Source organism: Tautonia plasticadhaerens (assembly GCF_007752535.1).
Taxonomy (GTDB): domain Bacteria; phylum Planctomycetota; class Planctomycetia; order Isosphaerales; family Isosphaeraceae; genus Tautonia; species Tautonia plasticadhaerens.
This window is the reverse complement of sequence record NZ_CP036426.1, coordinates 439,088-465,643: the sequence shown is the minus strand read 5'-3', so window position 1 is coordinate 465,643 and position 26,556 is coordinate 439,088. Positions and strand designations below refer to the sequence as shown.

Annotated in this window: 23 protein-coding genes; 12 read left to right on the top strand and 11 right to left on the bottom strand. The window is 70.4% G+C overall.

Annotated elements, in window-relative coordinates; genetic code table 11:
- Positions 1–238: 238 nt before the first annotated feature.
- The 11 genes from ElP_RS01765 to dnaK all read right to left on the bottom strand — a co-directional run bounded on the left by ElP_RS01765 (position 239) and on the right by dnaK (position 14,009).
- Positions 239–2,653, bottom strand: coding sequence for a spermine/spermidine synthase domain-containing protein (locus tag ElP_RS01765; RefSeq protein ID WP_145266682.1), 2,415 nt, complete (start codon positions 2,651–2,653; stop codon positions 239–241).
- A gap of 100 nt (positions 2,654–2,753) precedes the next feature.
- On the bottom strand, positions 2,754–3,749 hold the full coding sequence (locus ElP_RS01760) for a DUF1559 domain-containing protein (protein ID WP_145266681.1): 996 nt from the start codon (positions 3,747–3,749) through the stop codon (positions 2,754–2,756).
- A 185-nt stretch (positions 3,750–3,934) separates the two neighbouring features.
- Positions 3,935–4,735, bottom strand: a complete 801-nt coding sequence (locus tag ElP_RS01755; protein ID WP_197446643.1) for a choice-of-anchor M domain-containing protein — start codon at positions 4,733–4,735, stop codon at positions 3,935–3,937.
- Between the two features lie 29 nt (positions 4,736–4,764).
- Positions 4,765–5,256 carry a hypothetical protein gene (locus ElP_RS01750; protein ID WP_145266677.1) on the bottom strand — a complete coding sequence of 164 codons (492 nt, stop codon included), beginning with the start codon at positions 5,254–5,256 and terminating at the stop codon, positions 4,765–4,767.
- On the bottom strand, positions 5,240–6,370 hold the full coding sequence (locus tag ElP_RS01745; protein WP_145278142.1) for a DUF1559 domain-containing protein: 1,131 nt from the start codon (positions 6,368–6,370) through the stop codon (positions 5,240–5,242). The genes ElP_RS01750 and ElP_RS01745 overlap by 17 nt, the downstream gene beginning before the upstream one ends.
- 508 nt (positions 6,371–6,878) lie before the next feature.
- Entirely contained in the window at positions 6,879–7,238 is a 360-nt protein-coding gene (locus ElP_RS01740; protein WP_145266675.1) for a hypothetical protein, read from the bottom strand.
- A gap of 268 nt (positions 7,239–7,506) precedes the next feature.
- Positions 7,507–10,167, bottom strand: coding sequence for an ATP-dependent chaperone ClpB (gene clpB, locus ElP_RS01735; RefSeq protein WP_145266673.1), 2,661 nt, complete (start codon positions 10,165–10,167; stop codon positions 7,507–7,509).
- A 134-nt stretch (positions 10,168–10,301) separates the two neighbouring features.
- Positions 10,302–10,667 (bottom strand): hypothetical protein, encoded by a 366-nt coding sequence (locus ElP_RS01730; protein WP_145266671.1) that lies wholly within the window; start codon positions 10,665–10,667, stop codon positions 10,302–10,304.
- Positions 10,668–10,751: 84 nt separating this feature from the next.
- Positions 10,752–11,420, bottom strand: coding sequence for a Uma2 family endonuclease (locus ElP_RS01725; RefSeq protein WP_145266669.1), 669 nt, complete (start codon positions 11,418–11,420; stop codon positions 10,752–10,754).
- 56 nt (positions 11,421–11,476) lie between these two features.
- Complete coding sequence (locus tag ElP_RS01720; RefSeq protein WP_145266667.1) at positions 11,477–11,884, bottom strand: hypothetical protein; 408 nt, start codon at positions 11,882–11,884, stop codon at positions 11,477–11,479.
- Positions 11,885–12,077: 193 nt separating this feature from the next.
- Positions 12,078–14,009, bottom strand: coding sequence for a molecular chaperone DnaK (gene dnaK, locus ElP_RS01715; protein ID WP_145278140.1), 1,932 nt, complete (start codon positions 14,007–14,009; stop codon positions 12,078–12,080).
- Between the two features lie 497 nt (positions 14,010–14,506).
- On the opposite strand from dnaK, the gene pheA reads away from it, so the two are divergent.
- The 12 genes from pheA to ElP_RS01660 all read left to right on the top strand — a co-directional run bounded on the left by pheA (position 14,507) and on the right by ElP_RS01660 (position 26,524).
- Positions 14,507–15,679, top strand: coding sequence for a prephenate dehydratase (gene pheA, locus ElP_RS01710; RefSeq protein WP_145266665.1), 1,173 nt, complete (start codon positions 14,507–14,509; stop codon positions 15,677–15,679).
- Positions 15,680–15,779: 100 nt separating this feature from the next.
- Entirely contained in the window at positions 15,780–16,583 is an 804-nt protein-coding gene (locus tag ElP_RS01705; protein ID WP_145266663.1) for a DUF4058 family protein, read from the top strand.
- A 64-nt stretch (positions 16,584–16,647) separates the two neighbouring features.
- Positions 16,648–16,857: a hypothetical protein gene (locus tag ElP_RS01700; protein ID WP_145266661.1), complete on the top strand. Its 210-nt coding sequence runs from the start codon at positions 16,648–16,650 to the stop codon at positions 16,855–16,857.
- Positions 16,858–17,110: 253 nt separating this feature from the next.
- Positions 17,111–17,275 (top strand): hypothetical protein, encoded by a 165-nt coding sequence (locus tag ElP_RS37515; protein ID WP_197446641.1) that lies wholly within the window; start codon positions 17,111–17,113, stop codon positions 17,273–17,275.
- Positions 17,276–17,589: 314 nt separating this feature from the next.
- Positions 17,590–19,014: a class I SAM-dependent methyltransferase gene (locus ElP_RS01695; protein WP_145266659.1), complete on the top strand. Its 1,425-nt coding sequence runs from the start codon at positions 17,590–17,592 to the stop codon at positions 19,012–19,014.
- Between the two features lie 3 nt (positions 19,015–19,017).
- On the top strand, positions 19,018–20,634 hold the full coding sequence (locus tag ElP_RS01690; RefSeq protein WP_145266657.1) for a sulfatase-like hydrolase/transferase: 1,617 nt from the start codon (positions 19,018–19,020) through the stop codon (positions 20,632–20,634).
- The gene (locus ElP_RS01685; RefSeq protein ID WP_145266655.1) at positions 20,631–20,876 is read left to right on the top strand and encodes a hypothetical protein; all 246 of its coding nucleotides are present in this window, start codon (positions 20,631–20,633) and stop codon (positions 20,874–20,876) included. Before ElP_RS01690 ends, ElP_RS01685 begins: the two co-directional genes overlap by 4 nt.
- A gap of 91 nt (positions 20,877–20,967) precedes the next feature.
- The gene (locus ElP_RS01680) at positions 20,968–21,846 is read left to right on the top strand and encodes a class I SAM-dependent methyltransferase (RefSeq protein ID WP_197446640.1); all 879 of its coding nucleotides are present in this window, start codon (positions 20,968–20,970) and stop codon (positions 21,844–21,846) included.
- Positions 21,847–22,763: 917 nt separating this feature from the next.
- Positions 22,764–23,801 carry a 3-deoxy-7-phosphoheptulonate synthase gene (gene aroF, locus ElP_RS01675; RefSeq protein WP_145266651.1) on the top strand — a complete coding sequence of 346 codons (1,038 nt, stop codon included), beginning with the start codon at positions 22,764–22,766 and terminating at the stop codon, positions 23,799–23,801.
- A 336-nt stretch (positions 23,802–24,137) separates the two neighbouring features.
- Positions 24,138–24,920, top strand: a complete 783-nt coding sequence (gene tpiA / locus ElP_RS01670) for a triose-phosphate isomerase (RefSeq protein WP_145266649.1) — start codon at positions 24,138–24,140, stop codon at positions 24,918–24,920.
- Between the two features lie 88 nt (positions 24,921–25,008).
- A complete protein-coding gene (gene secG / locus ElP_RS37510) occupies positions 25,009–25,575 on the top strand; it encodes a preprotein translocase subunit SecG (protein WP_197447084.1) in 567 nt (188 codons plus the stop codon).
- Positions 25,576–25,642: 67 nt separating this feature from the next.
- Entirely contained in the window at positions 25,643–26,524 is an 882-nt protein-coding gene (locus ElP_RS01660; RefSeq protein ID WP_145266647.1) for a YicC/YloC family endoribonuclease, read from the top strand.
- Positions 26,525–26,556: the final 32 nt, after the last annotated feature.

Genomic DNA, 26,556 nt, shown 5'->3' with positions numbered 1-26,556 from the left:
CGGGCGTCGGTCGAGGGAGAGAATCACGCCGGCGGGAGAAGGCAAGAGCGGCCTATCCGAGCGGGGTTAGCATAACTTGACCGGGACACGCTCGCAAATCCTTTGTTTGCAAAAATGCCGCGAACCCGGGGACGACGCTCCCCGATCCGGCGGATCGCCCCCGCCCCTCGCCTCCGCCCCCCCGGCCGATCCCCATCGGCCCCGCACCCCGGCCCGATCGACCGCGTCGCCCGGATGCTCACTCCCGACCCGGACCGATCAATCGTCCCCGCTGCCAGACCCGACGCCGATAGGCCGATCGCGACGGATCCCGGTCCGGGGGGACCGACCGGGTCGAGGCGTCGGGGAGGCGCCGGAAGACCTCGTCGAAGAGCGAGAGTAAGCGGTCCCCCGTCAGGAGGCGGTCCGACTGCTGCCGGGCCGGGGCCCGGAACTCGACCCGAGGGTGCTCGTCCGTATTCAGGACCGCCCCGGGCGGCGGGGCCGGCCAGTCACCGATCCGGAGCCGACGCAACGCCCCAGGAGAACCGAGGAAGGGATCCGGGTCGTCCAGCGTCCCCCGGACCCTCGGGAGCACGGCCTCGATCCGGGCGTCGTCGATCGTCGGCGGCCGATCCGACCCCACCAGCGCCACGATCCCCTTCTCGGCCGACAGCCCTCCCCACCAGAGCGTCGAATGCGGGAAGACCCGGGCGAATCCGTCGGCGATCATCCCGAACTCGGGGCGTCCCAGCTGGTAGAGCGGCAGCCACTGGCAGAACAGCCCGCCTTCGGCGAGTCGTCCCCGGGCGAGTTCGTAGAAATCCACCGAGTACAGATATCCGGATTTGCTTTCCCAGGGGATGAACAGGTCGGAGACGATGACGTCATACGCGTGGGCACCCGCCAGCAGGTCGTGCCTCGCGTCGTCGACCCGGATGTCGACGCTCGGGTGATCGACCACGCCGAAGTTCTCGTCGGCGAACCGTCGGGCGGCCTCGACGACCTCCGGGATCAATTCCACCACGTCAACGCGCCGGACCCGGGGATGCAGCGTCGCGGGGGCCGCCGTCAGGCCGGTCCCCAGGCCCAGGAAGAGGACCGATTCCGGGCGCGGGTGCAGCAGCAACGGGAGGAGGCCCTGCCGGTATTCCCGGAGCCTCGCCGGCCCGCTCGAACCGAGCCCGTAATGAAGATCCTGGCGCAGGACCCGCACCCCCGAGCCCACGTCCACCACCTCGATCCTCCCGTACGGCCCCTCCCAGCTCGCCGCGATGGACAGGTCGCGGCCGGGGGGCAGCGTCCGGATCTCCCCGGGGATCCGCACCGCCGCCGCGATCAGGCCGGCGACCAGCACCCCGAGCCCGATCGCCGATCCCCGCCTCCCGGATCGGACCAGGACGGGCATCGACGCGAGGCAGACCGATCCGGCCATCACCCCGATCGACGCCCACAGGCCGACCCCCGGCAGCAGCACGAAGCCGGCGGCCAGCGCCCCGGCCGCGGCGGCCATCGCGTTGGCCGCCGTCAGTCGGCCGACGACCGAGCCGCCCCCCCCGCCCGAGGGGCCGGACCCGACCGCGTCCCAGCAGCAGGGCAGCAGCATCCCCAGGATCGACGCCGGCGGCAGCACGATCAGGGCGACCAGCCCCGAGGCGCCCAGCAGATACGCCCACCACCCGGGGCCCGACTCGAAGTACCCCAGGCCCGTGACCCCGGCGAAGACCAGCACCGACCCCGCCACGCCCGACGCCCCCGCCAGCCCGGCCAACGGGGCGATCGTCGCCGGCTCCCAACGCCTCCTCGCCCTCGCATACAGCGCCGAGCCGATCGACAGCCCCCCGAGCCAGGCCGCCACCACGAGACCGAACGTATGCGTACTATTATTGAACGTCAGCGCGAACATCCTCGTGTGGAGGACCTGCACGCCGAGCGTCGCGAACCCCGAACCGGCCGCCAGGACGTACCACGGCCATCGCCCCCGGGCGACGTGGCCGGCCCCGGATTCCTCCCGCCCGGGCCCCGGCCCCCCGACGGCCGAGAGGCCGATCGCCGCCATCCCGCACGCCGCCGAGATCGCCGCCGCCAGGTATGAGCTCCCCCGGACCCCGACGGCGACCAGCAGCACCGCCGTCGCCGCCAGCACGCCGAGCAGCGCCCCGGCGGTGTTCCAGGCGTAGGCGCGGGCCACCCGGCCGGCGGCCACCCGCCGGGCCGGGGAGAGCGCCTCCGCGATGAACGGCAGGCTGGCCCCCAGCGCCGCCGTCGCCGGCAACAGCAGCAGGAAGCAGGCCGACGCCCGGACGGCGACCCGGAGCCCCGCCGCCTCGGGGTCGAGCCAGCCCCCGGCCATCGGGCCCCGCAGCGCGTCGAGCGTCGAGGGCAACAGCACCGCCCAAACGGCCGCGACCAGCTCGGCGATGCCGTAGCCCAGCAGGGGCCGGATCCTCCGGGACATCCTCCCGGCCAGGGCGTAGCCGAAGGCCATCCCCGCGAAGTAGCCGGCCAGCACCACCCCGCCCGACTGCGCCGTCTGGCCGAGGACCAGGCCGATCTGCCTCGACCACGACACCTCGTAGATCAGGGCCGCCGCCCCCGAGGCGAAGCAGAGCGCGGAGATCGCCCGGCTGCCCGCCGTGGACTCGGCCCGGACGATCCGTCCCGGATCGCTCATCCCCCGCACGCGCCCCCGACCGCATCGCCCGAAGGGGGCCGACGCCGGGGCCCCGACCGGATTCACGCCGATCGAGCATCCCCGACCCCGGCCCTCCCGGTCAATACTGGTCGGCCGAGACGACTTCACGCCCCTTCCGGGTCCCCAGGGCGAGGAAGACCTCCTGCGCGATCGAGTCGCGGACGAAGTGGACCGAGCCGTCGGCGAACAGGAAATTCACGCCGCCGGGGTGCCGGCTCCAGTAGTCTTCCGGGTGGGCCCTCGGGTGGTTGGGGGTCCGGGGCGGGTCCTCGACGCCGACCGTCCCGATCACCATGCTGAAGGCCGGGTGCGGGAACGACTGGAAGCGCGCGTCGCCCCCCCGGCTCGGGGGGGTCTTGAAGTTCCAGCCGTGCGGGGTGCGGGCGGTCCAGGTGACCGGGGCGAGGTTGAAGCTCCGCTCCCCCACGCAGAGCGTCTGGCTCGTCCCGTCCCGGATGTCGGCGATCCGGGTCCGGCTGTTCATGTAGAAAATCCCCTGGCCGTCCTCCGGGCCGATCTCGCCGATCCCGTTGCTGGCGATGTAATTGCCCGTGCTCACCTCGGTGATCGTCGTCGCGTCCCCCTCGTCGCGGACGGGGACCAAAGGCACCTCGTCGTCCGACGGGCAGATGTACGACTTCACCCGGCTGGTCCGGATGGTCAGGTTCTGCGGGTAGTCGACCGACAGGTCGAAGTTGATCGCGTCATAGAGGGGACCTTGTTCCACCTGGCCGAGGATCATGCTCCCCCAGGCCCAGCCCGGCCAGCCGGCCAGGGCCTCGTCGTCGTCCTGGAAGCGGAACCCGTGGTCGTCGTCGTGGTGGTCGTGGTGCTCCTCCTCGAAGTAGGCCGTCCAGCCGGGGGGGAAGGTGCCGTTGCTGGATTCGTAATTGTGCAGGCCCAGGCCGATCTGCTTCAGGTTGTTGATGCACTGGGCCTTCCTCGCGGCCTCCCTCGCCGCCTGCACGGCGGGCAGCAGCAGGGCGATCAGCACGCCGATGATCGCGATGACCACGAGTAATTCGATCAGGGTGAAGCCGGGACGCCTCCCGGGGCGAGGGGCAGGGGGGATCATGGTCATGATGCTCCGAGGACGCGATGAGGGGGATCGCCCCCTGGCCTGGGGGCCGGGGGGCCGTAGAATAGTGCCGGCGACGGGGCGGTTTGCCGACCGCCCCGCCGCCCTCGCGTCACCGATGCTCCACGCTCGTGCGCGGGCCTCGGCGTAAGGGCGTTGTGCGAGTGCCACCTCCCTCGCCCTTACGCCGACTCCACCTCCTTACCCGGCCGGGGACGCCGCGACCCCACCGCGCCGAGGACGGCGGTCGCCCCCAGGCCGACCATCGCCAGGCTCCCCGGCTCGGGCACCACCGCCGCGGAGAACGGCTCGACCCGGAACCGGAAGGTCGCCGTGTCGGCCAGCGCACCGAGGCTGGTGTGGGTGCCGGTGACCCGGATCGTCACGTCGTAGATCCCGACCTCGGTGAAGCCGTAGTTGGCGTGGTCATGCACGCCGATGGGGAAGGTGAAGGCGTCGTCGGGGCCGATGCCGTCGAGCGTGTCGAACAGGACGGTCGCCCCGAACAGGCCGCTCTGCCAGACGGCCATCTCGCCGGGGCCAGAGACGCCGAGCAGCTCGAAGCCGATCCCGCCGGCCCAGTCCGAGTCGAGCAGCTCCTCGGTCGCCAGGCCCAGGAACGGCACGCCGGGCGTGTTCACCTGCGGGAGGATCGACACCTCGTCCCCGGCGCCGAGTCCCAGGAACGGCAGGTCCTCGCCGGCCCCGAGCGAGACTCGGAGCGACTCGGGCACGACCGTCGTCACCGCTCCCGGGTCGATCTCCTCGTCGGCCAGGGGCACGCCGTTGACGACCCCGCCCTCGAAGTGGTAGTGCAGGAACAGCGCGTCGTCCTCGAAGCCGACGCCGATGTCGGCGTGGCCGGACGTGAAGAGATTGCTGGAAAATTCGGCCCGGACCGGGGCCGACGCGACCAGGGCCCCGACCGTGGCCAGGGCGATCGCCCCGACGAGCCGGATCCCGCTCCCGAATCGAATCATCATGAGGACGTTTCTCCGTCGTTGATGGGACATCAGCCCGGGCCTGCCGGGCTGCGGAACTGCTCGAGGCTGGCGAACCAGCCCCGGTCCGTGACGAACTCGCGGAGCCGGTACTCGGCGTCGCCGTCCGTCCAGTGCGAGAAGCGGCAGGTGCCGCCCCTCGGCTCCCCCGGCGCCAGCCGGGGGGCGTTCGCGTCGATGAGCCGGGAGAGCACCGCCCCCGGCAGCACGTGCCGCTCGAGGTCGGCCAGGCCGTCGGGGAAGCCGACCAGCTCGCCGCCGGGCCCCCCGAGCAGCCAGAGGCGGTACGGCACCGGCTCCCCGGCCGATTCGTAATGGGCCACCTCCGCATCGCGGGGGAGCAGCGCCGCGAGGGCGGCGGGCAGCTCGCGGGACGGCTCCCCCCCGGGCCGTCCCGGCGAGCCCGCCCCGCAACCCGGCAGGGCGGCGAGCCAGAGCACGCCGACGAGGCGGGCCGTGGCCCTCGTCATCCGTGGGAGGGAGGGATCAGAGGCCGGACGCATCGACCACCTCGCCGCCGTTCCTCGAGCCGATCGACCACCAGATCTGGTCGGACACCGACTGCTTGACGAACCGGACGCTGCCGTCGCCGAACAGCACGTTCAGGCCGCCGACGTGGTTGCTGCTGGGCGTGACGATGATCTCGCCGGTGTCCTCGCCGCCGTAGAGGTGGCAATTCCGCTCGCCGATCTTCATCACGTGCATGTACGTCCCCGCCGTGTGCCCCCACCCCGAGATCCAGGCCCGGCCGTGATAGATCGACCAGCCGGGATCCGGCAGCGACACCGCGTTGCAGAAGCGCTGCCAACGGGACAGCGACTTGGAGTCCCCCGTCCCGCCGCCGCAGAACGACTGGGTCGCCATCGGGCCGGAAGCCACGGCGCGCCAATCGCTCGGGTCGGCCGCCTCGGTGATCAGCCGCTCGGCCACGGCCGCCGTCGTGCTCAGGCCGTCGGACACCTCGGCCATGGACACCGCCGGGTCGTGCCAGGACACCGGCGCCCCCGGCCGGTCCAGCCCGATCAGTCCGTTGTGCGTCGACCGCCCGCCCCCCGACCCGGTAAAGCCGGTCGTGTTGGGCATCCAGCCGACGTTCCCCGCGTAGTTCTCGGGCGCCGGCCGGGCGGACCCCATCGCGTCGCTGGGCCCGACCGGGTCGGACGGGCAGAGGTACGTCGAGATCACCGCCGAGGCGGCCGTGGCGTTCGGGTGCCCCGCGCCGATCGTCGCCGCGTAGTAGAGCAGGGGGCCGGAGCAGTCGTCGGCCATGCCCACGTCGAAGTTGATCGCCCCGGAAATCGCCCGGTGTTCCAGGAACGGCAGGATCCGGGCGTGCCAGCTCACCAGGCCGTTCTGGCAGGCCCCGCCGGGGCCGGGCAGGGCGGCGGTGGTGCTCATGGGGAAGCAGCGGTGGGTCGACTCGTAGTTGTGCAGGGCCAGGCCGATCTGCTTCAGGTTGTTGGTGCATTGCGCCCGCCTGGCCGCCTCCCTCGCCGATTGCACGGCGGGCAGCAGCAGGGCGATGAGCACGCCGATGATCGCGATGACCACCAGCAACTCGATCAGCGTAAACGCCGGGCGGGAGCCCCCGCCCGACGAATGGGATCGTGTCTTCATCCGAATGCTCCCAATGAGATGAGATCGCGAGATGAGGCGCCATCGCCCCGGACGAGGCGACTCGGGGCGGATTCCGGGACGGCCCTGGGGCGGGCATCCCTGGGATGGCTGGCCTGCCGCAACCCCGGCGGTACGCGCCGGGTCGGCCGTCGGCCGCGGCAGGAGGCCACGGCTACGTGATGGCTGGGGCGATCTCGATCGTCGTGCTCGGCCCCTCGACGCCACCGCCCGTGCCCCAGGACGGCCCGGGTCGACACCGAGATGGGTCGCACCCGGGCCCGATCGGTCGGGCACCTGGGGGGAGCGCTCCGAGGCGAGTCGATGCCTCCCGAGGCCCCGGACGCGGCCGGGTCAGGCGGACCGATCGATCGGCAGTCGGGCTGATGCCAAGCGACCGGCCTCGACTTCTCGACGAGGACCTCCGGGCGCACGGATGCCCGGCCGATCGATCACGCCGGGTCGGGCCTCGGGGACGAGACGCCGACACGAGGCTCGCTCGATCGCCCCGTCAGGCCAGGGGAGGGGCGCGACTCCGGGGCCGGACGGGAGCGGTGTCCGGCTCAGTCGGTGCCGAGCAGGGGGGGAGGGTGAGTCGGACCGGCTCGGGCAAGACTTCCCGATCGGCCAGCGACGCCTGATGGGTCAGGGTAAAGTCGCAGGAGGGGCAATCCGAGGCACAGTTCGAGAAGGCCGGGCCTCCTCGTCCGGGGTCCCCCTCGGGATGCTCGTCCCCGCAGGCCCCTGCGTCCGCGAAGGGATCGCCGACCGCGACGGGCGCGTGATGGGTGTGGAATCCCTGCACCAGCACGACCGCGAGGCCGTAGAGGCAGGTGATCCACCAGCGCTGTCGGGCGAGCCGGTCACTCATGAGATTGAGCGGTGATCCGACGGGATTCCACGATCCTCGTGGGGGCGGGGAATTGGTGTCGTGCTCAATGGTGCCCCGCACCGATCCTTCCTGTCAAGCGGAATCCGCCGATCATCCGGCCTTCCCCCGGCCCCTGCCGGCCGTCGGCATCACGGCAACACGAGAGGGCGGGGGGACGGGTGCCGGAGTCGAGCCGCCCGGGTCACCCCCGACGGCCCGCCTCCGCCATCCGCCCCCCGCCTTCAATTCATCCACCCGGGTGCCCGGCTCACGCCCCGGCCGGGGCAGCGGCCTCGACCGGCGCGAACGTGAACCGGCCACCGTCCTCGTCCCAGTCGATTTGCAGGGCCGATCCCCGGGGGATCGAGCCATCGAGCAGGCCGGTGGCGATCGGGTTGGCCAGGCGCTTCTGGATCACCCGCTTCAGCGGTCGGGCGCCGAAGGTGGGGTCGAACCCCTCCTCCGCGAGCTGCCACTTCGCCTTGGGCGTGACCCGCAGCGACAGGCCGGCGTCGGCGAGCAATCGCTCCAGTCGGGAGAGCTGGATATCGACGATCTTCGTCAGCTCGGTCATCCCGAGCGGGCGGAAGATCACCGTCTCGTCGATCCGGTTCAGGAACTCCGGCAGGAACTCGCGGCGGAGCACCTCCCTGACGGCGGCCTGCATCTCCCCCTCGCGGTCGGCCCCGGCCAGTTCGGCGATCGCCTGGCTGCCCAGGTTCGAGGTCATGATGATGACCGTGTTCCGGAAGTCGACCGTCCGGCCCTGGCCGTCGGTCAGCCGGCCGTCGTCGAGCACCTGGAGCAAGACGTTGAACACGTCCCGATGCGCCTTCTCGACCTCGTCGAGCAGGATCACCGAGTAGGGCCGGCGCCGGACGGCCTCCGTCAGGCGACCGCCCTCCTCGTAGCCGACATAGCCGGGAGGGGCCCCGATCAGCCGGGCGACATTGTGCCGCTCGCCGTACTCGCTCATGTCGATGCGGACCATCGCCTGCTCGCTGTCGAACAGGAACTCGGCCAGGGCCTTGGCCAGCTCGGTCTTGCCCACGCCGGTCGGGCCCAGGAACAGGAACGAGCCGATCGGCCGGTTCGGGTCCTGCAGGCCGGCCCGGGCGCGTCGGACGGCCTCGGCCACGGCGTGCACCGCCTGCTCCTGGTTGACCAGCCGCTGGTGGATGTGGTCCTCCAGCTTCAGCAGCTTCTCGCGCTCGGTGGCCAGCATCCGGCTGACCGGGACGCCGGTCCACTGGCTGACGACCTCGGCGATCTCCTCCGCGTCCACCTCGTCCTTGAGCAGCCGGCGGCCCTCCTCGGCCTGCTCGTCGGCCTCGGCGTGGGACTCGGCCTCGGCGATCCGCCGCTCCAGTTCCTTCCGCTCCGCGTCGAGCGCGGCGAGGGCCCGGTAGCGGTCCTCGCCCGGCAGCTCGCCGCGCTGCTGCATCTGGCGGAGGTCGTCGTAGGCCCGGCCGAACTCGACCTGGACCTGCGCCAGCCGCTCCCGCATGCCGTGCACGTCCCCCAGGCCCGACTTCTCCAGCTCCCACTGGCGGCGGAGGTCCTGCAGTTCCCGCTCGATGTCGGCGATCTGGTCCTCGACCTCCGCCAGCCGATCCTGCGCGTGCTCCTCCTGCTCGCCCTGGAGCATCCGCTCGGCCAGTTGCAATTGCAGGAGCTTGCGCTGGAGCACGTCGATCTCGGTCGGCACCGACTGCTGCTCCATCGACAGCCGGCTGGCGGCCTCGTCGACCAGGTCGATCGCCTTGTCGGGCAGGAAGCGGTCGGTGATGTAGCGGTCGGAGAGCTTGGCCGCGGCCACCAGCGCCGAGTCCTTGATCTTCACCTTGTGGTGGACCTCGTAGCGCTCCTTCAGCCCCCGGAGGATCGAGATGGTGTCCTCGACCGTCGGCTCGCCGACGAACACCGGCTGGAACCGACGCTCCAGTGCCGGGTCCTTCTCGATGTGCTGGCGGTACTCGTCCAGGGTGGTGGCGCCAATGCAGCGCAACTCGCCCCGGGCCAGGGCCGGCTTGAGCAGGTTGGCCGCGTCCATCGCGCCGTCGGCCTTGCCGGCGCCGACGACCAGGTGCAGCTCGTCGATGAAGAGGATGATCTTCCCCTCCGACGAGGTGACCTCCTTGAGCACCGCCTTGAGCCGGTCCTCGAACTCGCCCCGGTACTTCGTGCCGGCGATCAGGGCGCCCATGTCGAGGGCGATGAGCTTGCGGTCCCTCAGGGTCTCGGGCACGTCGCCGGAGACGATCCGCTGGGCCAATCCCTCGACGATCGCCGTCTTGCCGACTCCCGGCTCGCCAATCAGCACCGGGTTGTTCTTCGTCCTCCGGCTGAGGACCTGGACGACCCGTCGGATCTCCGAGTCCCGGCCGATCACCGGATCGATCTTGCCCGACCGGGCGAGTTGGACGAGGTCGCGGCCGTAGCGCTCCAGGGCCTGGTACTTGTCCTCCGGGTTCGGGTCGGTGACGGCCTGGCCGCCACGCACCTTCCGCAACGCCTTGAGGATGTCCTGCTCGACGACGCCGACCGCCTCCAGCACCTCCTGCGCCCGGCTCCTGACCCGGCAGAGGCCGATGAGCAGGTGCTCGACCGAGACGTACTGGTCCTTCATCCGGTCGGCCTCGGCCTGGGCCGCCTCGAAGACCTGGCCCAGCTCAGGGCTCATCGTCGTCTCGCCGCCGGAGACCTTCGGCAGCGCGTCGAGCCCCTGGTCGCTCGCCTTCTTCACCTGGCCCGGGTTGACGCCGAGCTGCTCCAGGATCGACCGCACGACGGCCTGGTCCGGGTCCAGCAGGGCCGACAGCAGGTGCATGGGCATGAGCCGCTGGTGGCTCCGCTCCTGGGCGATCGCCTGGGCCTTCTGCACCGCCTCCTGGCTCTTGAGCGTCAACTTGTCGAATCGGAATGCCATGATCTTATCCCCCCTTCCCGGCCGGGACCGCGTCGACCCGGCCCCCCCTCACTTGGAATCCTGTGGAATCGCTTGTCCGATGCAATACGACGGATCTCGGCCGCCCGTTCGCCCGAAAATGCCCCGATCCGCCGTCAATCGCCGTCGCCTTCGCCGAGCAGTGCGGGCGGGACCTCCCGGGGCCATTCGAACGCCAGGCAGCGCTCCAGCGCCTCGGCCCAGGCGCGGTCCGGGTCCGGGCCGGCGCCCGGCTCCATCGCGTGCCAGCCGCCGCCGGGCTGCCCGGTGTCCTTGCGGACGACCAGGCTCGACAGGTCCGGCAGCCCGGCGCGTCGGCATCGGGCCGAGAGCGGGATGAGCAATTGCCGGTGCAGGTGCCTCCGGTTCAGGGGCGGCCCCCCCCTCCCGGCGAGTTCCGTGTACGTCACGGTCCGCCCCATGCGGATCGCCTCCCGGAGCACGGGCCAGGCGCGTCGGATGAGGGTGTCGAGGTCGGTCATGGGTGGGATCGCCGATCAGCCGGGCCCGTCCGGCGCCTCTCCCGCGAGAATATGCCCGAGGCAGGCCCGACGGCTCGGTAGGGGCTACTCCCAGAGCCAGGAGACCTCAATCCAGAAACCCGGGATGGCCGTCGACGAGGGACGTCCTTCGGAATCGCCCTCGCGGTGATATCCCTCGCCGACTTTCCGCTCCACGATGACCGAGCGATCCCGACCGAGTTCGTCGACGAGCCAAATCTCGGGGATGCCCGCGTCCCGGTAGATGGTGAGCTTCTTCCCGAGGTCGAAGTCCCTGGTCGATCTGGAGTGGACCTCGATGACCAGCATGGCGGGCGGCTGATCGGGCCGGGGCGGCCCTGCCGGCCTGACGAAGACGTCAGGCTCGAGCTTGCGGCGTTCGCCGACCCGGAGGACTGCCGGCCCCCGGAGCACCTCGCCGATGGGCCGCTCGCAGCTCAGGCCATCCAGCAGGTGGTAGAAGAACCCGGAGAGGTGCTGGTGCCGATCCGAGACGGGAGAAGGTATATACACAACCCCATCAATATAATCGCAGAATGCGTTCTCCGGGGCGAGGCGCTCGAAATCCTCGGGGGTCTGGTCCTCGATCGCGACCAGGGCGTCATGCCGGATCGATGAACGATCGTACCATTGTTCCTGATCGGCCATCGCCAGCGGGTCGGCCGCCCGATCGGGGCCCGACGGAGCCTCGGGGGCCCGCGCCTGGGACGAAGCGACCTCGGTCGACGATGCCATGACCTCGCCTCCAGAGCCCGTCAGGGCGAGCCAGCACCGGCGGGCCCCGCCCCGCCTCAGAAGAACGGCTCGTCGGGCCAGTCCCCGTGGTCCCGGGCGACCTTGTAGCGGTCGAACCAGAAGCGGACGTCCTCGGATTCGGCCTCGCCCCGGGAGACGTACAGCTCCCACCAGACGGCGGAGGGGCGGAGCAGCTCCCCGGAGTCGCTCCGCTTGGGCTTCTGGATGATGAGGCTGGAGAGGTCCGGCTTCTCCTGCTCGACGCAGGCGGCCTGGATCGGCCGGAGCCGACGGGCGAAGACGGTGCGCGGGGACTCCTTGATGCCCAGCTCCTCCCCGCAGCGGCGGCAGAGGTCGTCGTAGGTCACCCAGGTGCCGCGACGGCCGGCCTTGGCGTCCTCGGCCAGTTCCCGGGCGATCCGGACGAGTAGGGGGTAGACCGGCCTGGCGTCGTCGAGGGTCATGGGCCATCCTCCCGGGGACCGGGGCGAATGCCCGGCCCGGGGCGATTCGTCGCTCGGGCCGGGCGGATCAATTGTTCGTCGTCGGGACGGAGGCCCCGGTCGGCGCGCCGGGCCGGGCATCGCCCAGGTCCCCGACGGCGAGACGACCCGACGGCCGCCCCCCTCGACGGCGAGGGGGGCCGGCCGAATCGGGTCACTTCTTCTCTTCGAACTCGACGTCGATGACATCCTCGGGCGACACGCCGCCCTGGGGGCCGTCGCCGCCGGCCTCGGGGCCGGGGCCGCTGGCCTCGGGGCCGCCGGCGCCCGGGCCGGCCTGGGAGGCGGCGTACAGGTGCTCCGACATCGCCCGGCTGGCCTGCATCAGGTTGTCGATCGCCGACCGGATCGCGGCCACGTCGTCGGTGTTGCGCACCTCGTTGACCTTGGCGATGGCCGCCTGCACGGCCGACACGTCGCCTTCGGAGAGCTTCTCCTTGTTCTCGGAGATCAGCTTCTCCATCCGGTACACGTGCTGCTCGGCCTCGTTGCGGGCCTCGGCCAGCTCCCGGCGCTTCTTGTCGTCGGCGGCGTGGCTCTCGGCGTCGCGACGCATCTTCTCGATCTCGTCCTGGCTCAGGCCGCCGGAGGACTGGATCGTGATCTTCTGCTCCTTGCTCGTCCCCTTGTCGCGCGCCGAGACGTTGAGGATGCCGTTGGCGTCGATGTTGAAGGTCACCTCGATCTGGGGGACCCCCATCGGCGCCGGCGGGATGCCGTCCAGGTTGAACTCGCCGAGCAGGCGGTTGTCCCCCGCCATCGGCCGCTCCCCCTGGTAGACCTTGATCGTCACGGCGCTCTGGTTGTCGTCGGCCGTGGTGAAGGTCTCCTTCTTCTCGGTCGGGATGGTCGTGTTCCTCGGCACCAGGACGGTCATCACGCCGCCCTTGGTCTCCAGCCCCAGCGACAGCGGGGTGACGTCCAGCAGCAGCAGGTCCTTCACGTCCCCCGTGAGGACGGCGCCCTGGATCGCGGCGCCGACGGCCACCACCTCGTCCGGGTTGACCCCCTTGTGCGGGTCCTTGCCGAAGATGTCCTTGACGATCTGCTGGATCCGGGGCATCCGGGTCGAGCCGCCGACGAGCACCACCTCGTCGACGTCGCTGGGCTTCAGCCCGGCGTCCTGCATGGCCTTCTGCACCGGGCCCTTGCAGCGCTCGAAGAGGCTGTCGGTGATCTTCTCGAACTCGGCCCGGCTGATCGTCATCGTCAGGTGCTTCGGGCCGCTCTGGTCGGCGGTGATGAACGGCAGGTTGATGTCGGCCTGGGACTGGAAGGAGAGGTCCTTCTTGGCCTTCTCGGCGGCCTCCTTCAGGCGCTGCAGGGCCATCTGGTCCTTGCGGAGGTCGATCCCCTGCTCGTTCTTGAACTGGTCGGCGATGTGGTGGATCAGCGCCTCGTCCCAGTCGTCGCCGCCGAGGTGCGTGTCGCCGTTGGTCGAGAGCACCTCGAAGACGCCGTCGCCGACGTCGAGGATCGAGATGTCGAAGGTGCCGCCGCCGAGGTCGAAGACGGCGATCTTCTCGTTCTTCTTCTTGTCCAGGCCGTAGGCCAGCGCGGCGGCCGTCGGCTCGTTGATGATCCGGGCCACCTCCAGGCCGGCGATCTGGCCGGCGTCCTTGGTGGCCTGGCGCTGGCTGTCGTTGAAGTAGGCCGGCACGGTGATGACGGCCTTGCGGATCTTGTGCCCGAGGTAGCTCTCGGCCGCCTCCTTCAGCTTGCGGAGGATCAGCGCCGAGACCTCCGGGGGGGTCTGGTCCTTGCCGCCGGCCTGGACCCGGACGAAGTCTCCCTGGCCGCCGGTCACCTCGTAGGGGACCATCTTCTCCTCGCCCTGGACCTCGCTGTGGCGACGGCCCATGAAGCGCTTGATCGAGTAGATCGTCCCCCTCGGGTTGGTGATCGCCTGCCGCTTGGCCGGCTCGCCGACCAGGGTCTCCCCCTTGCTGGTGAAGGCCACCACCGACGGGGTGATCCGGCTGCCTTCCTGGTTGGCGATGACCGTCACGTCGCCGCCCTCCATCACCGCGACGACGCTGTTGGTCGTGCCCAGGTCGATGCCGATGATCTTCTCGCCTTCCGCCACGTCGATGCTCCTTTCCGGCGTCACGCGCCGCGATCGTCCTTGCCGGACCTCGGGGCCTCGCCCGTCCGCCCGCCTCCCCTCCCGACCGTCGGGCGGGCGCATGGCCTCCGAGCCGAAGTTGTTTCAATCAGACCGCAAGCGGTGTACCACTCCCCGGACGACCCCAATTCGCCACGCCATAACCCAACGCCAGAGAAGTTGTTCCGGAAAAACGCCCCGAATGGACCGTCGGCGGCCCGCCCGCGCCGAATGCCGAAATGGCAGAATCCGTCTCGACCCGCCTTCGGGGCGTCTGCCGAAATGACAGGAGCCTCGATCGGCCGGGACGGGGTGTCCCAGGACTCGAATTGTATTCGATGGCCGCCGGGGGCGGAAGGGCCGGGGCGAATTCGCTTGACAACCGGGCTCGATCACTGTAATCACTTCAATCATCTTGAGTTAAGTCCCGCCCCCCCGCCCCCCGCCGGGGCCGACGGCCCGCCTCGACGAGACCCCCGATGCCGACGAAGCCCCCCGGCAGCCCGCGCCCCGACGGATCGAGCCGACCGGGCCGGGGCCGTGCCGACGCCCGACGGGCCCCCACCCTCGCCGGACTCCGCGCCGAGATCGACCGCATCGACAAGGAACTCGTCGTCTTGCTCAACCGCCGCGCCGAGGTCGCCTCCCAGATCGGCCAGGTCAAGGAGCGCGACGGCCTGGAGGTCTGGTCCCCCGCCCGCGAGGAGGAGGTCATCGCCCGGGCCCTCTCGCAGAGCCAGGGGCCGCTCCCCGAGCAGACCGTCCGCCTCATCTTCCGGGAGCTGATGAGCGGCTCCCGGTCGATCCAGCGCACGTTGCGGGTCGCCTGCCTGGGGCCCAAATATAGCTACAGTCACCTCGCCTCGATCGCCAAGTTCGGCAACGCCGTGGAGCACGTCCCCGTCGGCTCGATCGCCGCGGTCTTCGAGGAGGTCAACCGCCGGCACGTCCAGTTCGGCCTGGTCCCCCTGGAGAACTCCACCGACGGGCGGATCTCCGACACCCTGGAGATGTTCACCCGGCATTCCGGCCTGAAGATCCGGGCCGAGGTGAAGCTCCGGATCCACCACTGCCTGCTCGGCAAGACCCCCTGGGCCGACGTCCGCAGGGTCTTCTCCAAGGCCCAGGCCCTCTCCCAGTGCCGCCACTGGCTGAGCAAGAACCTGCCCCAGGCCACGCTGCACGAGGTCGTCTCCACCGCCCACGCCGCCGAGATCGCCCAGCGGGAACCCTTCGCCGCCGCCATCGCCAGCCGGACCGCCGGGGACGCCTACGGCCTCGACATCCTCGCCGAGAACATCGAGGACCAGCCCTACAACGTCACCCGGTTCGCCGTCATCGCCGAGCAGTCCGAGGCCCGCACCGGGCGCGACAAGTCCACGCTCCTGCTCCGGATCTCCAACCAGGCCGGCGCCCTCTCCAAGGTGCTCGCCCCCTTCGAGAAGGGCGGACTGAACTTGACCATGATCGAGTCCTTCCCCTCCTCCGCCGAGAACCTCCCAGGCCGGGACCCGTCCTACCTCTTCTTCCTCGACGTCGAGGGCCACGCCGAGGATCCCCCCGTCTCCAAGGCGCTCGAACTCGTCCGCAAGCGCTGCGAGCGCCTCGAAGTCCTCGGCTCCTACCCCCGGGGCGAGTGCGTCGAGAGCTGACCGGCCCGGCCAGTCCCGCCCCAAACTTCCTCCGGGGGTCGTCCGATTGCTAAGATGATGGCCGAGGCGGGGCCCTCCTCGCTTCGGGAGCCATCCGACGATGAAAAGCCCCTTCCCGGGCATGGACCCGTATCTCGAGCAATTCTGGACCGACGTCCACGTCAGCTTGACGGCATACACCCGAGACGCGCTCCAGCGCCGGCTGCCCCGCGACCTCCGGGCCCGGGTCGAGGAGCGGCTCTACATCGAAGATCCCTCCGGCTTCGACCGCCGGGTCGCGCCGGACATCGCGATCATCGAGGAGGCGAGACGGTCGACGACGGCCCCGGTCGTCGCCGGGCAATCGGGGCTCGCCGTGGCCGAACCGGTGCTGATCCACCTCCACGAGATGGAGCGGCACCTCCGATCGATCCAGGTCGTCGACCTCCGATCGGGGGGCCGGCTCGTCACGTCGATCGAGTTCCTCAGCCTCTCGAACAAGCTGCCCGGGCCCGGCCGGGAGCTGCACCTCCGCACGCAGGATGAGCTCAAGGACAGAGGCGTCAACCTCGTCGAGATCGACCTGCTCCGAGACGGCGAGCGGGGCCTGCTATCGCGCCCCGAGCACATCCCGGCCCGGGCCCGGACGACCTACCAGATCTGCTCCTGGAGGGCCAGCCGACGCGATCGGTACGAGGTGTTCCGCGTCCCGCTCCGGGATCGCCTGCCGATCATCCCCATCCCCCTCCGTGATGGGGACGCCGACGTGCCGCTCGACCTCCAGGAACTGATCGACCTGGCCTACGAGAACGGCCGATACGGCCGGATCGACTACAAGGCCGAGGCGGCCCCGCCGCTCTCGCGCGAGGACGCCGCCTGGGCCGACGGCCTGCTCCGGGGCCGGGGGACGCGCTCGCTAGGCTAGCGGTTCGCCCGGCCAAAGCCCGGTCACCAGCCTCTCACTCGAGGCGGTGAGTCCGGGTCGGTTGATGGACTTGGTCCGGGGCCATTCGTCGGTCGAGAACGGGCTGCATTTTATCAATGATCGCTGGTGGGACGAGGATCGTCGGCGGCGTACGCGCCCCGGTCTGGCGGAGCGGGTGGCGATGCTGCGGGACACTGGCCCGACGGCCTTGCGGCTGCTGCCCGGGGTGCCCGAGGACCTCCCGATCCGGGCTCGGGGCGATCAGTCGAGGTGAGAGCTCCGGAAAGCCTTGCGGTTCAATGATGCCTTGGATCAGCGACTTTGCAATCCTCCTGGCCAGCCCCTTGCAGGAGCGGACATTTGTGTCCATAGTGTGAAGATTCCATGGCTGTTGGATGGCCGGACCATCGCACCCCGGGCTGCCCTACGATCCCAGGAGGCAAGACCGCTCCGTAACCGAACTAGTTTGATTCTCCTACTCATTGGGGCGGCACATCGCCCCAGTGGAACGGAAGGGAGCTGCCAGGATGCACATTCTCGCGTACATCGACCCCATCTCCGGGACGATCCTCCTTCAGCTACTCATCGGTGGTATCATCGGGGGAATCGCGTTCTTCCGCAATTCGGCGCGGAAGCTCCTCGGCAGGGTGGTGGGGCATCGCACGTCCGATCAGCTCCCCAGGCAGTCGTGAGACTCCCGGCGAATCGGCCGCTCCCGGAGATCGTCCGGCCGACCACGGGGGTCCTCCCCCGGAACTCGATCCCGCGATCAGCTTCTTAACCATGGCCGGCCCGCCCGCAGGCCGGCCGGGCTGATGGGAACCGGTGCGGGGCCGGTCGAGGTCTCCATCGATCAAATCGAGGGCCCAGGGGCGAGCGATCCCGGGGAAGCGATTGCTCCCTTCGATCGCCATTCTCCGACGGCCCGCCCCCAACCGCGGGCCCGAGCCGATCGAGTCCCGGCCCCGCCCCACCGCCCTTGCGCCACCCCGATAATCCCCGGGCGATGATGATGGATGAGAGCCGCAGCCAGCGCGATGCCGCGTCGTTTCGCGATCCCTCCGGTTATGTCTTCCGCCGAGATGGTCGCATCTTCCGGGCGATCGATCGGGACTGCCATCGCATCCTCGGCGAGTTAATCGACGGGGGAGTGCTCGGCCGGCTGATCGAGCAGCGACTCCTCGTCGGCACGCGTCCCGTCGATGATCCCGAACTGCTGTCGACCCTTCGCCACGAGCACCCGGGCTACGAGCACTTCGTCGAACACGACCTGATCGAGCCGATCACCTATCCCTACGAGTGGTCGGCCTCGATGCTCGCCGATGCCGCGCTGCTGACGCTCGACCTCCAGGAGCGCCTGCTCGAGGCGGGCCACTCGCTGAAGGACGCCACGCCCTACAACGTCCAGTTCATGGGGGGCCGGCCGGTCTTCATCGACGTCTCGTCCATCGAGCGGCCGGCACGGCTCGACGTCTGGATCGCCCTGGGCCAGTTCGGGCAGATGTTCACCTTCCCGCTGCTCCTGCACCGCCACCACGGCTGGGACCTCCGCTCGTATTTCGTCGGCAGCCTCGGCGGCCGGGATCTCGAGCAGGTTTCCCGCAGCCTCGGCCGGCTGGGGCGGTGGCGCCCTCGCAACTTGCTCGACGTGACCCTGCCCCTGCTGTTCCATCGCCGGGCCTCCCGGATGACGAATGACGGCCGGTCCCGCCTGGAGCGGGAGAACCCGGACCCGCGTGCGCAGTTGATGAACCTGCGACGCCTCCGCACCAAGGTCCGGGCCCTGGCCCACGGCTACCGGCCCCGCAGCACCTGGTCCGATTACACCTCCACCTGCAGCTACGCCGACCAGTCCGAGGCGGCCAAGAAGGCGGCCGTCGAACGGTACCTGCGATCGATCGGCCCGGCCACGGTCCTGGACATCGGCTGTAATACCGGCGACTACAGCCGGATCGCGGCCCGGTGCGGCGCGCGGGTCGTGGCGGCCGACGCCGACCACGACGCCGTGGAGCTGCTCCATCGACGCCTCCGGAACGAATCGGCCGCGATCACGCCGATGGTGCTCGACCTGAGCAGCCCGAGCCCGGCGATCGGCTACCTGAACCGCGAGCGGCCCAGCTTCCTGGACCGGGTCGGCGCCGACTGCGTCCTGGCCCTGGCCCTGATCCATCACCTGCACGTCAGCGGCAACCTCCCGCTGCCGGCGATCCGCGACCTGTTCGCGGCGCTCACGCGGCGGCACGTGATCCTCGAGTTCGTGCCGCCGCACGACCCGATGTTCCGGCGCCTGATGACCTTCCGCAGCACCCGCCACGACGACTTCACCATCGAGGCCTGCCGAGACGCCTTCGCCACCGCCTTCGAGGTCGTCGACGAGCAGCCGATCCCCGACTCGCCCCGGACGCTGATGCTCCTCACCAAGAAGGCCTGAACGATGGCCCTGCGACGATTCGGCTCCGCATTCCTGGTCGCCCTCTCCGTGATGACGCTCCTGTTCTCCCGTCAGATCGGATCCCATCTCACCAGGAACAGCACCTTCTTCATGCACTGGGAACGAGCGGATGGCGCCGCCGTCGTCCTGACCATCATCCTCGTGGCAGGCGTCCTGGCTGCCGTCGCCGAGCTGCTGGCCGCCCTCCGGTGGACACGAGGGCTGAGGATCTACGACCACCTCCTCCTCTTGCTGCTTGCGAGCGGCCTGCTCTCGATCATCCAGCCGCTCCTGTTGCACAACCCGGAGCCCTTCAACGATCCCCTCAGGCATACCAACTCGGTCTTGTTCCAGCTCGCCTGGATCGTCGTGGCCGCGATCATCGGCTTCTCGCTCGGGCACCCCGGGTCTCGCCTGACACGCTATGCGAAGAACGCCTGTCTCTGCATCTCGCCCGTGTTCGCGATCCTCAGCCTCCAGCTCCTCACGCTCCCATCCTGGGGCCCGTCCTGGGAGCCCAGGCCTCGCTTCCGGGAGGCAGGACGGTCGGCCCAGCCGATCTTCGTCTTCGTCTTCGACGGCTTGTCGTACGAGCGGATGACCCAGGACGGCGAGATCCGGCCCGAGTTCGGCAACCTGCGCGACCTGGCAAGCCGCTCGCTCGTCTTCCGGCGGGCCGAGTCTCCGGCGTCCACGACCCTCTTCTCAATGGCCGGCATTATCCATCAGGAGGAAACGGGGCGGACGTTCTCCCAGGATCGCCAGGAGGGCCGTCACCATCCCACCGCGCCCTGGACCCGTGCCGCCTCGTCCCCGAGCCTCTTCGAGCTGGCCCGCCACCAGGACTACCAGACGGCCCTGGTCGGGTATTATCTGCCCTACCGGAAGCTCCTGGGCGACGCGCTGGACTATTGCGTGTCGCAGCCGGTCCTGCGCAAGGGGGATCGGCTCATCGAGAAGATGGCCCTCGTTTGCGTCCGCAACCTCCAGTACGGGACCGACCCGATCAGCCCGCGGCTCTACTATAAGCTCATACGGCCGATCAATAGCCGGCACTGGTACGACGTGAATCAAGACGTGCTCGACGAGACCCTGGGGGTCCTCGATCAGGCTCCGTCCAACACCCTGCTGCTCTCCCACTTCCCGATCCCCCACAGGCCCTACGTCTTCAAGCCGGATGGCACGTATTTCGGCCACGCCGATGCGGGGTACGACACCTTGGGACCGAGCCAGCCGGAGGGATATGAGCGAAGTCTGCTCTATGTCGATCAGATCGTCGGACAACTCACCCAGCGCCTCCGCGATGCGGACCGCTTCGATGACGCGACAATCGTCATCACGGCCGATCACGGGGCGCACTTCCTTGGCGTCCAGGATACGGACGATCGGCATGTCCCCCTGATCATCAAGCTGCCCGGCCAGGGCTCCTCCCATATGATCGACGAGCCGATGGCGAACTACCGGATCAGACCGATCATCGAGCGGGCACTCCGCGGGGACGCGAGTCCCGAGGCCGTCCTCGAGCTTGTCCGGGACGCCCCTCCTGGGTCCGGCATTCCGGCGGCCAAGGCCCCGCCCCATCGTCCGCCCGACCCGACGCGACAGCCGACGCGAGGATGATGGGGATTGGTGCGGCGTCCCCGGACGAGCCAGTCCCGCCGGAGGCGAACGCCGAGTTCGTGGCGGAGATGGAGGATGTCCTGGACGTCGACCCCCGGACCTACCACGAGAAGTGTCCCCTGGTCTGCCTCGACGAGGCGAGCAAGCAACCCGTCGGCGAGGTGATCGAGGCGATCCCGGCCGCCCCGGGCCGGCCGGAGCGGTTCGACCTCGCTAGACAACCGGGCCGCGATCGGCGATAGAAGGGGACAGAGCAGGGGGGACGGCCGCGATCGCATGGCGATCGATCCGACCGCGCCTGACCCGTGGCCCCCCGGGAAGGAACCCGCCACCATGGCTCACGTCTCGGCCTCGATCCGACCGCCTCGCCCCGCGCGTCCCGTCCGCCCGACCGAGACGCCCGACGATCGCCCCCGCCCGGGGTGGGACCACGACGCCGAGATCCGGACCATCCGGGCCCTCTGGGGACGCCAGAAGCGCGAGGGCTCCGCCGCCCTCGTCCACGGGGCCGACCTCGACTACGCCGCCGCCCACATCGAGAACGACGTCGCCCTCCGCCGCCGCCTCCGGGTGCTCGACCAGGTCGCCGCCCTGCTGCCCCCCCGGGGCCGGGTCTTCGAATGGGGCTGCCAGCACGCCCTCGACTCCTGCGTCTACCGGATGCGGTTCGGTGACGCCCTGGAACTCCACGGCGCCGACCTCTACGAGCCCGGGCCCTTCCACGTCTTCCACGAGTTCAGCGGCCTCTACTACAAGCCGCTCGACCACCCCGTCTTCATGCCCTATCCCGACGGCCACTTCGACGTCATCACCTCCAACGGCGTCCTCGAACACGTCGACGACGACGCCACCTCCCTCTACGAGATCTCCCGGATCCTCCGACCCGGCGGCACCTTCATCCTCACCTGCCTGCCCAACCGCCTGAGCTACACCGAGGCCCTCCAGCGCCTGCTCGGCCACAACGCCCACGACCGCCTCTATTCCCTCCGATCCGCCGCCGAATTGCTCCGCCCGCCCGGCTTCGAGGTCGTCGACGCCGGCCACTCCTTCGTCCTGCCGACCATGCTCTACGGCTTCCCCCCCCCGGTGCAGCGGGCCTTCCGCCGACTCGACCGCCCCCTCCACCGCCTCAACGCCGCGCTCGAACGGCTCTGGCCGCTGAAGCTGATCGCCAGCAACCTCTGGCTGGTCGCCCGGAAGCCCGACCGCTGATCCGACTCGACGCCGATTTCGTGTGACCAAAATCGCCCCAAACCCCGATACTCTCGGAGTCGGCGGCCTTTGCGCGCCGTCCTCGCCCGGCCGGCCCGACGCCCCGAATCGGGAAACTCCCCGGGCCCGACCTCGCTCCCGAAACGGACGCGGCCCCCTCGACGCAACCCCATGTCCCTTCATCTCTTCTCCACGATCGACGTTGCCCCGATCCGGCGCACCGCCCGGCAAATCATCGGTCGTCCGGTCGCGCACATCGCGTTCGAAGCGAGGGCCGTCCCGGCATCACCACCGAGACGCCGGACCCAGCCACTGTCCCCTCCCTCGCCACCCCCCAGTTTCCCGAAACGAGCCGAGCACTCACGACGCAACTCAAATCACCAGAGGGATTTATCCAGCGACAAGCTTGATCGGGATTGGCGCACCGCCCGGCGTTCGCCCCGAGTCCGACCGGCCGCCCCCTCCGCATCCCTCGTCTCCAAGGCCGCAACGATCCGGGAAGCCCTCGGAGCGCCGATCGGCCGCAATCGGTCGCGCACGAGACGGGTGGGAACGGCGAGGGCACCCCGACCGGACGAGGGGAGGGGCAGACCGAGCGTCGGGCGCGACGGTGCGCGGAGCGAAGCCATTCCGATCGACGCAACCCTTGCTCCCGGAACAGAAATCGGCCGAACCGAAGGGCGCACCAGCGGCGCACCGAGCCGCGCCCGCACCGGCCGCACGGTCGTCGCAACCGGGATTCCCCTTCCGCCTCGGGGCCCCGTCCGCTACACTGTGCGGTTTGCACGCCAGGCCCGGGGACGGTGCGCCGAGACGCGACGCGATCCGACGACAATCCAATCCTCAGTCCCGGCCCCCGCCCTCGACCGCCGACACGACCCCGCACCGACGTCGACCGAGCCGGAGATCCGAGGCCGATGATCATCGTCCTGAAGCCGCAGCCGTCCCCGGAGCAGATCCAGCACGTCCTGGAGCGGATCGAGGAGCTGGGCTTCACCCCCCACCTGAGCCAGGGGGTCTCCCGGACGATCATCGGGGTGATCGGCGACGAGCGGAAGCTGCAGGCGACCCCGTTGCAAGCCATCAGCGGCGTCGAGCAGGTCATCCCCGTGCTCAAGCCGTTCAAGCTCGCCAGCAAGGAATTCCGGCCCGACCCCTCGGTCTTCGAGGTCAAGGGGATCCGCATCGGCGGCGGCCACCTGGCCGTGATCGCCGGCCCCTGCGCGATCGAGGGGGAGGAGATCTTCTTCGAGATCGCCGAGGCCGTCCGGGCCGCCGGGGCCAACGTCCTCCGGGGAGGCGCCTTCAAGCCCCGGACCAGCCCCTACAGCTTCCAGGGGCTCGGCGAGGAGGGCTTGAAGATCCTCAAGGCCGCCGGCGACCGCTTCGCCATGCCCACGGTCACCGAGGTCATGGATCCTCGCCAGATCGACCTGGTCTGCCGGTACGCCGACATCCTCCAGATCGGCGCCCGCAACATGCAGAACTTCGACCTTCTCAAGGAGATCGGCCGCACCGACAAGCTCGTCATGTTGAAGCGGGGCATGAGTGCCACGGTCAAGGACCTGCTCATGTCGGCCGAGTACATCCTCTCCCAGGGCAACCACAAGGTCATCCTCTGCGAGCGGGGGGTCCGCAGCTTCGAGGACTCGACCCGCAACATGATGGACCTCTCGGCGATCCCGAACGCCCAGGGGCAGAGCCACCTGCCGATCATCGCCGACCCGAGTCACGCGACCGGACGGCCGGACCTGATCCCGGCGATGGCCCGGGCCTCGATCGCCGCCGGGGCCGACGGGGTCCACGTCGAGGTGCACACCTGTCCCGAGCAGGCCCTCTCCGACGGCCCCCAGGCCCTGCTGCCCGAGCCCTTCGCCGCCCTCGTCGACGACCTCCGGCGGCTCGCCGAGGTGCTCGGCCGCACGATCGACTCCTGCGAAGGGGTCGCCGTCTGAACCGACCGGCCCGGGGCCCTTCGGCCCAGCCCGGCCCCACCCCGCCGGGCGCCGATCGGCCCCCGGCGGCGGCTCGCGGACGTTCGAGGCCGGAGGACGGACCGGGGATGCCCGGCTCCGGCGGATGACGGAATCGGGGCCGGGCCAGGAACACCGCCGTCCCCCGGGGCTTCTCCCGATCGGCCGTCGACCCCGCTCCTCCTCGCCCGGCATCCAGATCCCTCATCCGGCATCCAACCTCTGTCCCTCGCCGAGGCGGATTGAAGCGACCCCGATCGACGAACCGACACTGCCCCGAACCCGACCCGATCACCCTGCTTGCCCGGGACCCGCCTGATGCGACCGCTGTTCATCGCCGGCAACTGGAAGATGAACCCGAACACCGAGGCCGACGCCGTCGCGCTGGCCGAGGCCGTCAAGGCCGGGGTCGGCCAGGACCACGCCGTCCGGGTGGCCCTCTGCCCGCCCTCGGTGTACTTGCACCGGCTCGACTCTGCACTCTCGAACTCCCCGATCGGCGTCGGCGCCCAGAACATGCACCCGGAGCCCTCGGGGGCCTACACCGGCGAGTTGTCGGCCGCGATGCTCGTCGACGTCGGCTGCACCCACGTCATCCTCGGCCACAGCGAGCGGCGACACGGCCTGGGGGAGACCGACGCGTTCATCAACCGGAAGCTGCACGCCGCGCTGAAGGCCGGGCTCATCCCGATCCTCTGCATCGGCGAGACCCTGGAGGAACGCGAGCAGGGCCGCACCGAGGCCGTCGTCGCCTCCCAGCTCGACGGCTCGCTCGACGGCCTGGAGGCCGAGCCGATGGCCGGCGTCGTCCTGGCGTATGAGCCCGTCTGGGCCATTGGCACCGGCCGGACCGCCACCCCCGAGCAGGCCCAGGAGGTCCACGCCTTCATCCGGGGCCGCCTGGCCGAGAAATTCTCGGAAGCGATCGCCGCCCGGGTCGTCATCCAGTACGGGGGGAGCGTCAAGGCCGACAACGCCGCCGATCTGCTGGCCCGGCCCGACATCGACGGCGCCCTGGTCGGCGGTGCCAGCCTCAAGGCCCCCGGCTTCCTCGGCATCATCGAGGCCGCCCGGGCCGTCACCCGGGCCGGCAAGGGCTGAGCCCGGCTCGACCGGCCGGCCGCCGCCCGCCCGACTGCCCGCACCTCGTGTCCCCCAATCGCCCGAGAGGTTCCCGACCGTGGAAATCATGCCCTATGTGATCAGCAGCCTGATCGCGCTGGTCGTCTGCACGATCCTCGGCTACGTCCTGCCGCCGGCGATCACCTACATCCTGGTCGGCCTGGTGTCGGCCTTCATGATCTGCCTGGTGCTGATCCAGCGGGGGAGGGGAGGCGGCCTGGCCGGCGCCTTCGGCGGCGTGGGGGGCTCCAGCGCCTTCGGCACCCGGGCCGGCGACGTGTTCACCCGGATCACCATCGTCACCGCCTCGGTCTGGATCGCCCTGAACATGGGGCTGGTCGTCAACGCCAACACCCGGGCCCGGGACGCCCAGCAGGGGCCCGTCGGCGGCGAGTTCCTGCCCGAGGGGATCGGCGGGGCCGGAGACGCGACCGCCCCCGACTCCGACTCCGGTCTCGGGGCCGGTCGACTCGGCGTGCCCCCCGACCTGGGCGGCGAGGACGCCGGGTCCGACCTCGACTCCCCCGAGGCCCCCGCCGACCTGCCCCCGGCCCTGGACGGCGGCCAGCCCCCCAACGCCGACGACGCCGACCTGAACGTAGAAGTGCCGGCCCCGGAGCCGGCCCCCGAATGATCCCCGGCCCCCCCCGCGACCGACCGCCACTGGATCCCCTCGTCCCCCCGCCCCTGGAGGGCTCGCCGTGCTGCTCAGCATGACCGGTTTCGGCGAGGCCCGACGGCAGGACGAGGCGCGTACGGTCGTCGTCGAGGCCCGGAGCGTCAACGGCCGCCACCTGAAGCTCTCGACCCGGGTCAGCGACCCGTTCGGGGCCCTAGAGCCGGAGATCGAGCGGCTGGTGCGGCACCGGCTCAAGCGGGGCACCGTCCAGCTCAGCCTCCGGGTCGAGGCGCTGCGTCGCCCCGAGGACTACCGGCTCAACCTCGCCGCCCTGGAGGGATACCGCGCCCAGCTGCTCGCCTTCATCGGCCACGCCCAGGAGCCGCCCGACTTCCTCTCGGCCCTACTCTCGCTGCCCGGCGTCGTCGAGTCGACCCGGGCCACCCTGGACGACCCCCACGCCGAATGGCCGGCGATCGAGCCGATCGTGGTCGAGGCGTTGGACCAGCTCCAGCGGAGCCGGCAGGAGGAGGGCCGGGCGATGGAGCAGGAGCTCAGGTCGTTGGCCTCGGAGATCGCCGGGCACCTGGAGCGGGTCGCCGCCCGGGTCCCGAACGTCGTCTCCTCCTACCGGGACCGTCTGGCCGATCGCGTCTCGGCCCTGGTGCAGGAGCGGGGCATCGCCATCGAGCCGGAGCACCTGATCCGGGAGGTGGCCATCTTCGCCGAGCGCTCCGACATCGCCGAGGAGATCACCCGGCTTCGGGCCCACCTCCAGCAATTCGACGCCGTCGTCACCTCCGACGACGCCCCCGGCCGCAAGCTGGAGTTCGTCGTCCAGGAGATGGGCCGGGAGACCAACACCATCGGCTCGAAGGCCAACGACGTCGAGATCAGCCGGGCCGTCGTCGAGATGAAGGGGGCCCTCGAGAAGATCCGGGAGCTGATCCAGAACGTCGAATGAGCATCCCGCCCGCCCGTCTCCCGCGATCCCGC

What these genes read in the sequence shown, in the direction of transcription:
- ElP_RS01720 (WP_145266667.1), bottom strand. Translation starts at nt 11,884, where the DNA reads ATGACCCTCGACGACGCCAGGCCGGTCTACCCCCTACTCGTCCGGATC.
- ElP_RS01690 (WP_145266657.1), top strand. Translation starts at nt 19,018, where the DNA reads ATGGCCCTGCGACGATTCGGCTCCGCATTCCTGGTCGCCCTCTCCGTG.
- ElP_RS01740 (WP_145266675.1), bottom strand. Translation starts at nt 7,238, where the DNA reads ATGAGTGACCGGCTCGCCCGACAGCGCTGGTGGATCACCTGCCTCTAC.
- ElP_RS01700 (WP_145266661.1), top strand. Translation starts at nt 16,648, where the DNA reads ATGGACTTGGTCCGGGGCCATTCGTCGGTCGAGAACGGGCTGCATTTT.
- ElP_RS01680 (WP_197446640.1), top strand. Translation starts at nt 20,968, where the DNA reads ATGGCTCACGTCTCGGCCTCGATCCGACCGCCTCGCCCCGCGCGTCCC.
- aroF (WP_145266651.1), top strand. Translation starts at nt 22,764, where the DNA reads ATGATCATCGTCCTGAAGCCGCAGCCGTCCCCGGAGCAGATCCAGCAC.
- ElP_RS01750 (WP_145266677.1), bottom strand. Translation starts at nt 5,256, where the DNA reads ATGCGTCCGGCCTCTGATCCCTCCCTCCCACGGATGACGAGGGCCACG.
- ElP_RS01695 (WP_145266659.1), top strand. Translation starts at nt 17,590, where the DNA reads ATGATGATGGATGAGAGCCGCAGCCAGCGCGATGCCGCGTCGTTTCGC.
- ElP_RS01705 (WP_145266663.1), top strand. Translation starts at nt 15,780, where the DNA reads ATGAAAAGCCCCTTCCCGGGCATGGACCCGTATCTCGAGCAATTCTGG.
- clpB (WP_145266673.1), bottom strand. Translation starts at nt 10,167, where the DNA reads ATGGCATTCCGATTCGACAAGTTGACGCTCAAGAGCCAGGAGGCGGTG.
- ElP_RS01685 (WP_145266655.1), top strand. Translation starts at nt 20,631, where the DNA reads ATGATGGGGATTGGTGCGGCGTCCCCGGACGAGCCAGTCCCGCCGGAG.
- secG (WP_197447084.1), top strand. Translation starts at nt 25,009, where the DNA reads ATGCCCTATGTGATCAGCAGCCTGATCGCGCTGGTCGTCTGCACGATC.
- ElP_RS01745 (WP_145278142.1), bottom strand. Translation starts at nt 6,370, where the DNA reads ATGAAGACACGATCCCATTCGTCGGGCGGGGGCTCCCGCCCGGCGTTT.
- ElP_RS01725 (WP_145266669.1), bottom strand. Translation starts at nt 11,420, where the DNA reads ATGGCATCGTCGACCGAGGTCGCTTCGTCCCAGGCGCGGGCCCCCGAG.
- tpiA (WP_145266649.1), top strand. Translation starts at nt 24,138, where the DNA reads ATGCGACCGCTGTTCATCGCCGGCAACTGGAAGATGAACCCGAACACC.
- ElP_RS37515 (WP_197446641.1), top strand. Translation starts at nt 17,111, where the DNA reads ATGCACATTCTCGCGTACATCGACCCCATCTCCGGGACGATCCTCCTT.
- ElP_RS01765 (WP_145266682.1), bottom strand. Translation starts at nt 2,653, where the DNA reads ATGAGCGATCCGGGACGGATCGTCCGGGCCGAGTCCACGGCGGGCAGC.
- ElP_RS01760 (WP_145266681.1), bottom strand. Translation starts at nt 3,749, where the DNA reads ATGATCCCCCCTGCCCCTCGCCCCGGGAGGCGTCCCGGCTTCACCCTG.
- ElP_RS01755 (WP_197446643.1), bottom strand. Translation starts at nt 4,735, where the DNA reads ATGATGATTCGATTCGGGAGCGGGATCCGGCTCGTCGGGGCGATCGCC.
- ElP_RS01730 (WP_145266671.1), bottom strand. Translation starts at nt 10,667, where the DNA reads ATGACCGACCTCGACACCCTCATCCGACGCGCCTGGCCCGTGCTCCGG.
- pheA (WP_145266665.1), top strand. Translation starts at nt 14,507, where the DNA reads ATGCCGACGAAGCCCCCCGGCAGCCCGCGCCCCGACGGATCGAGCCGA.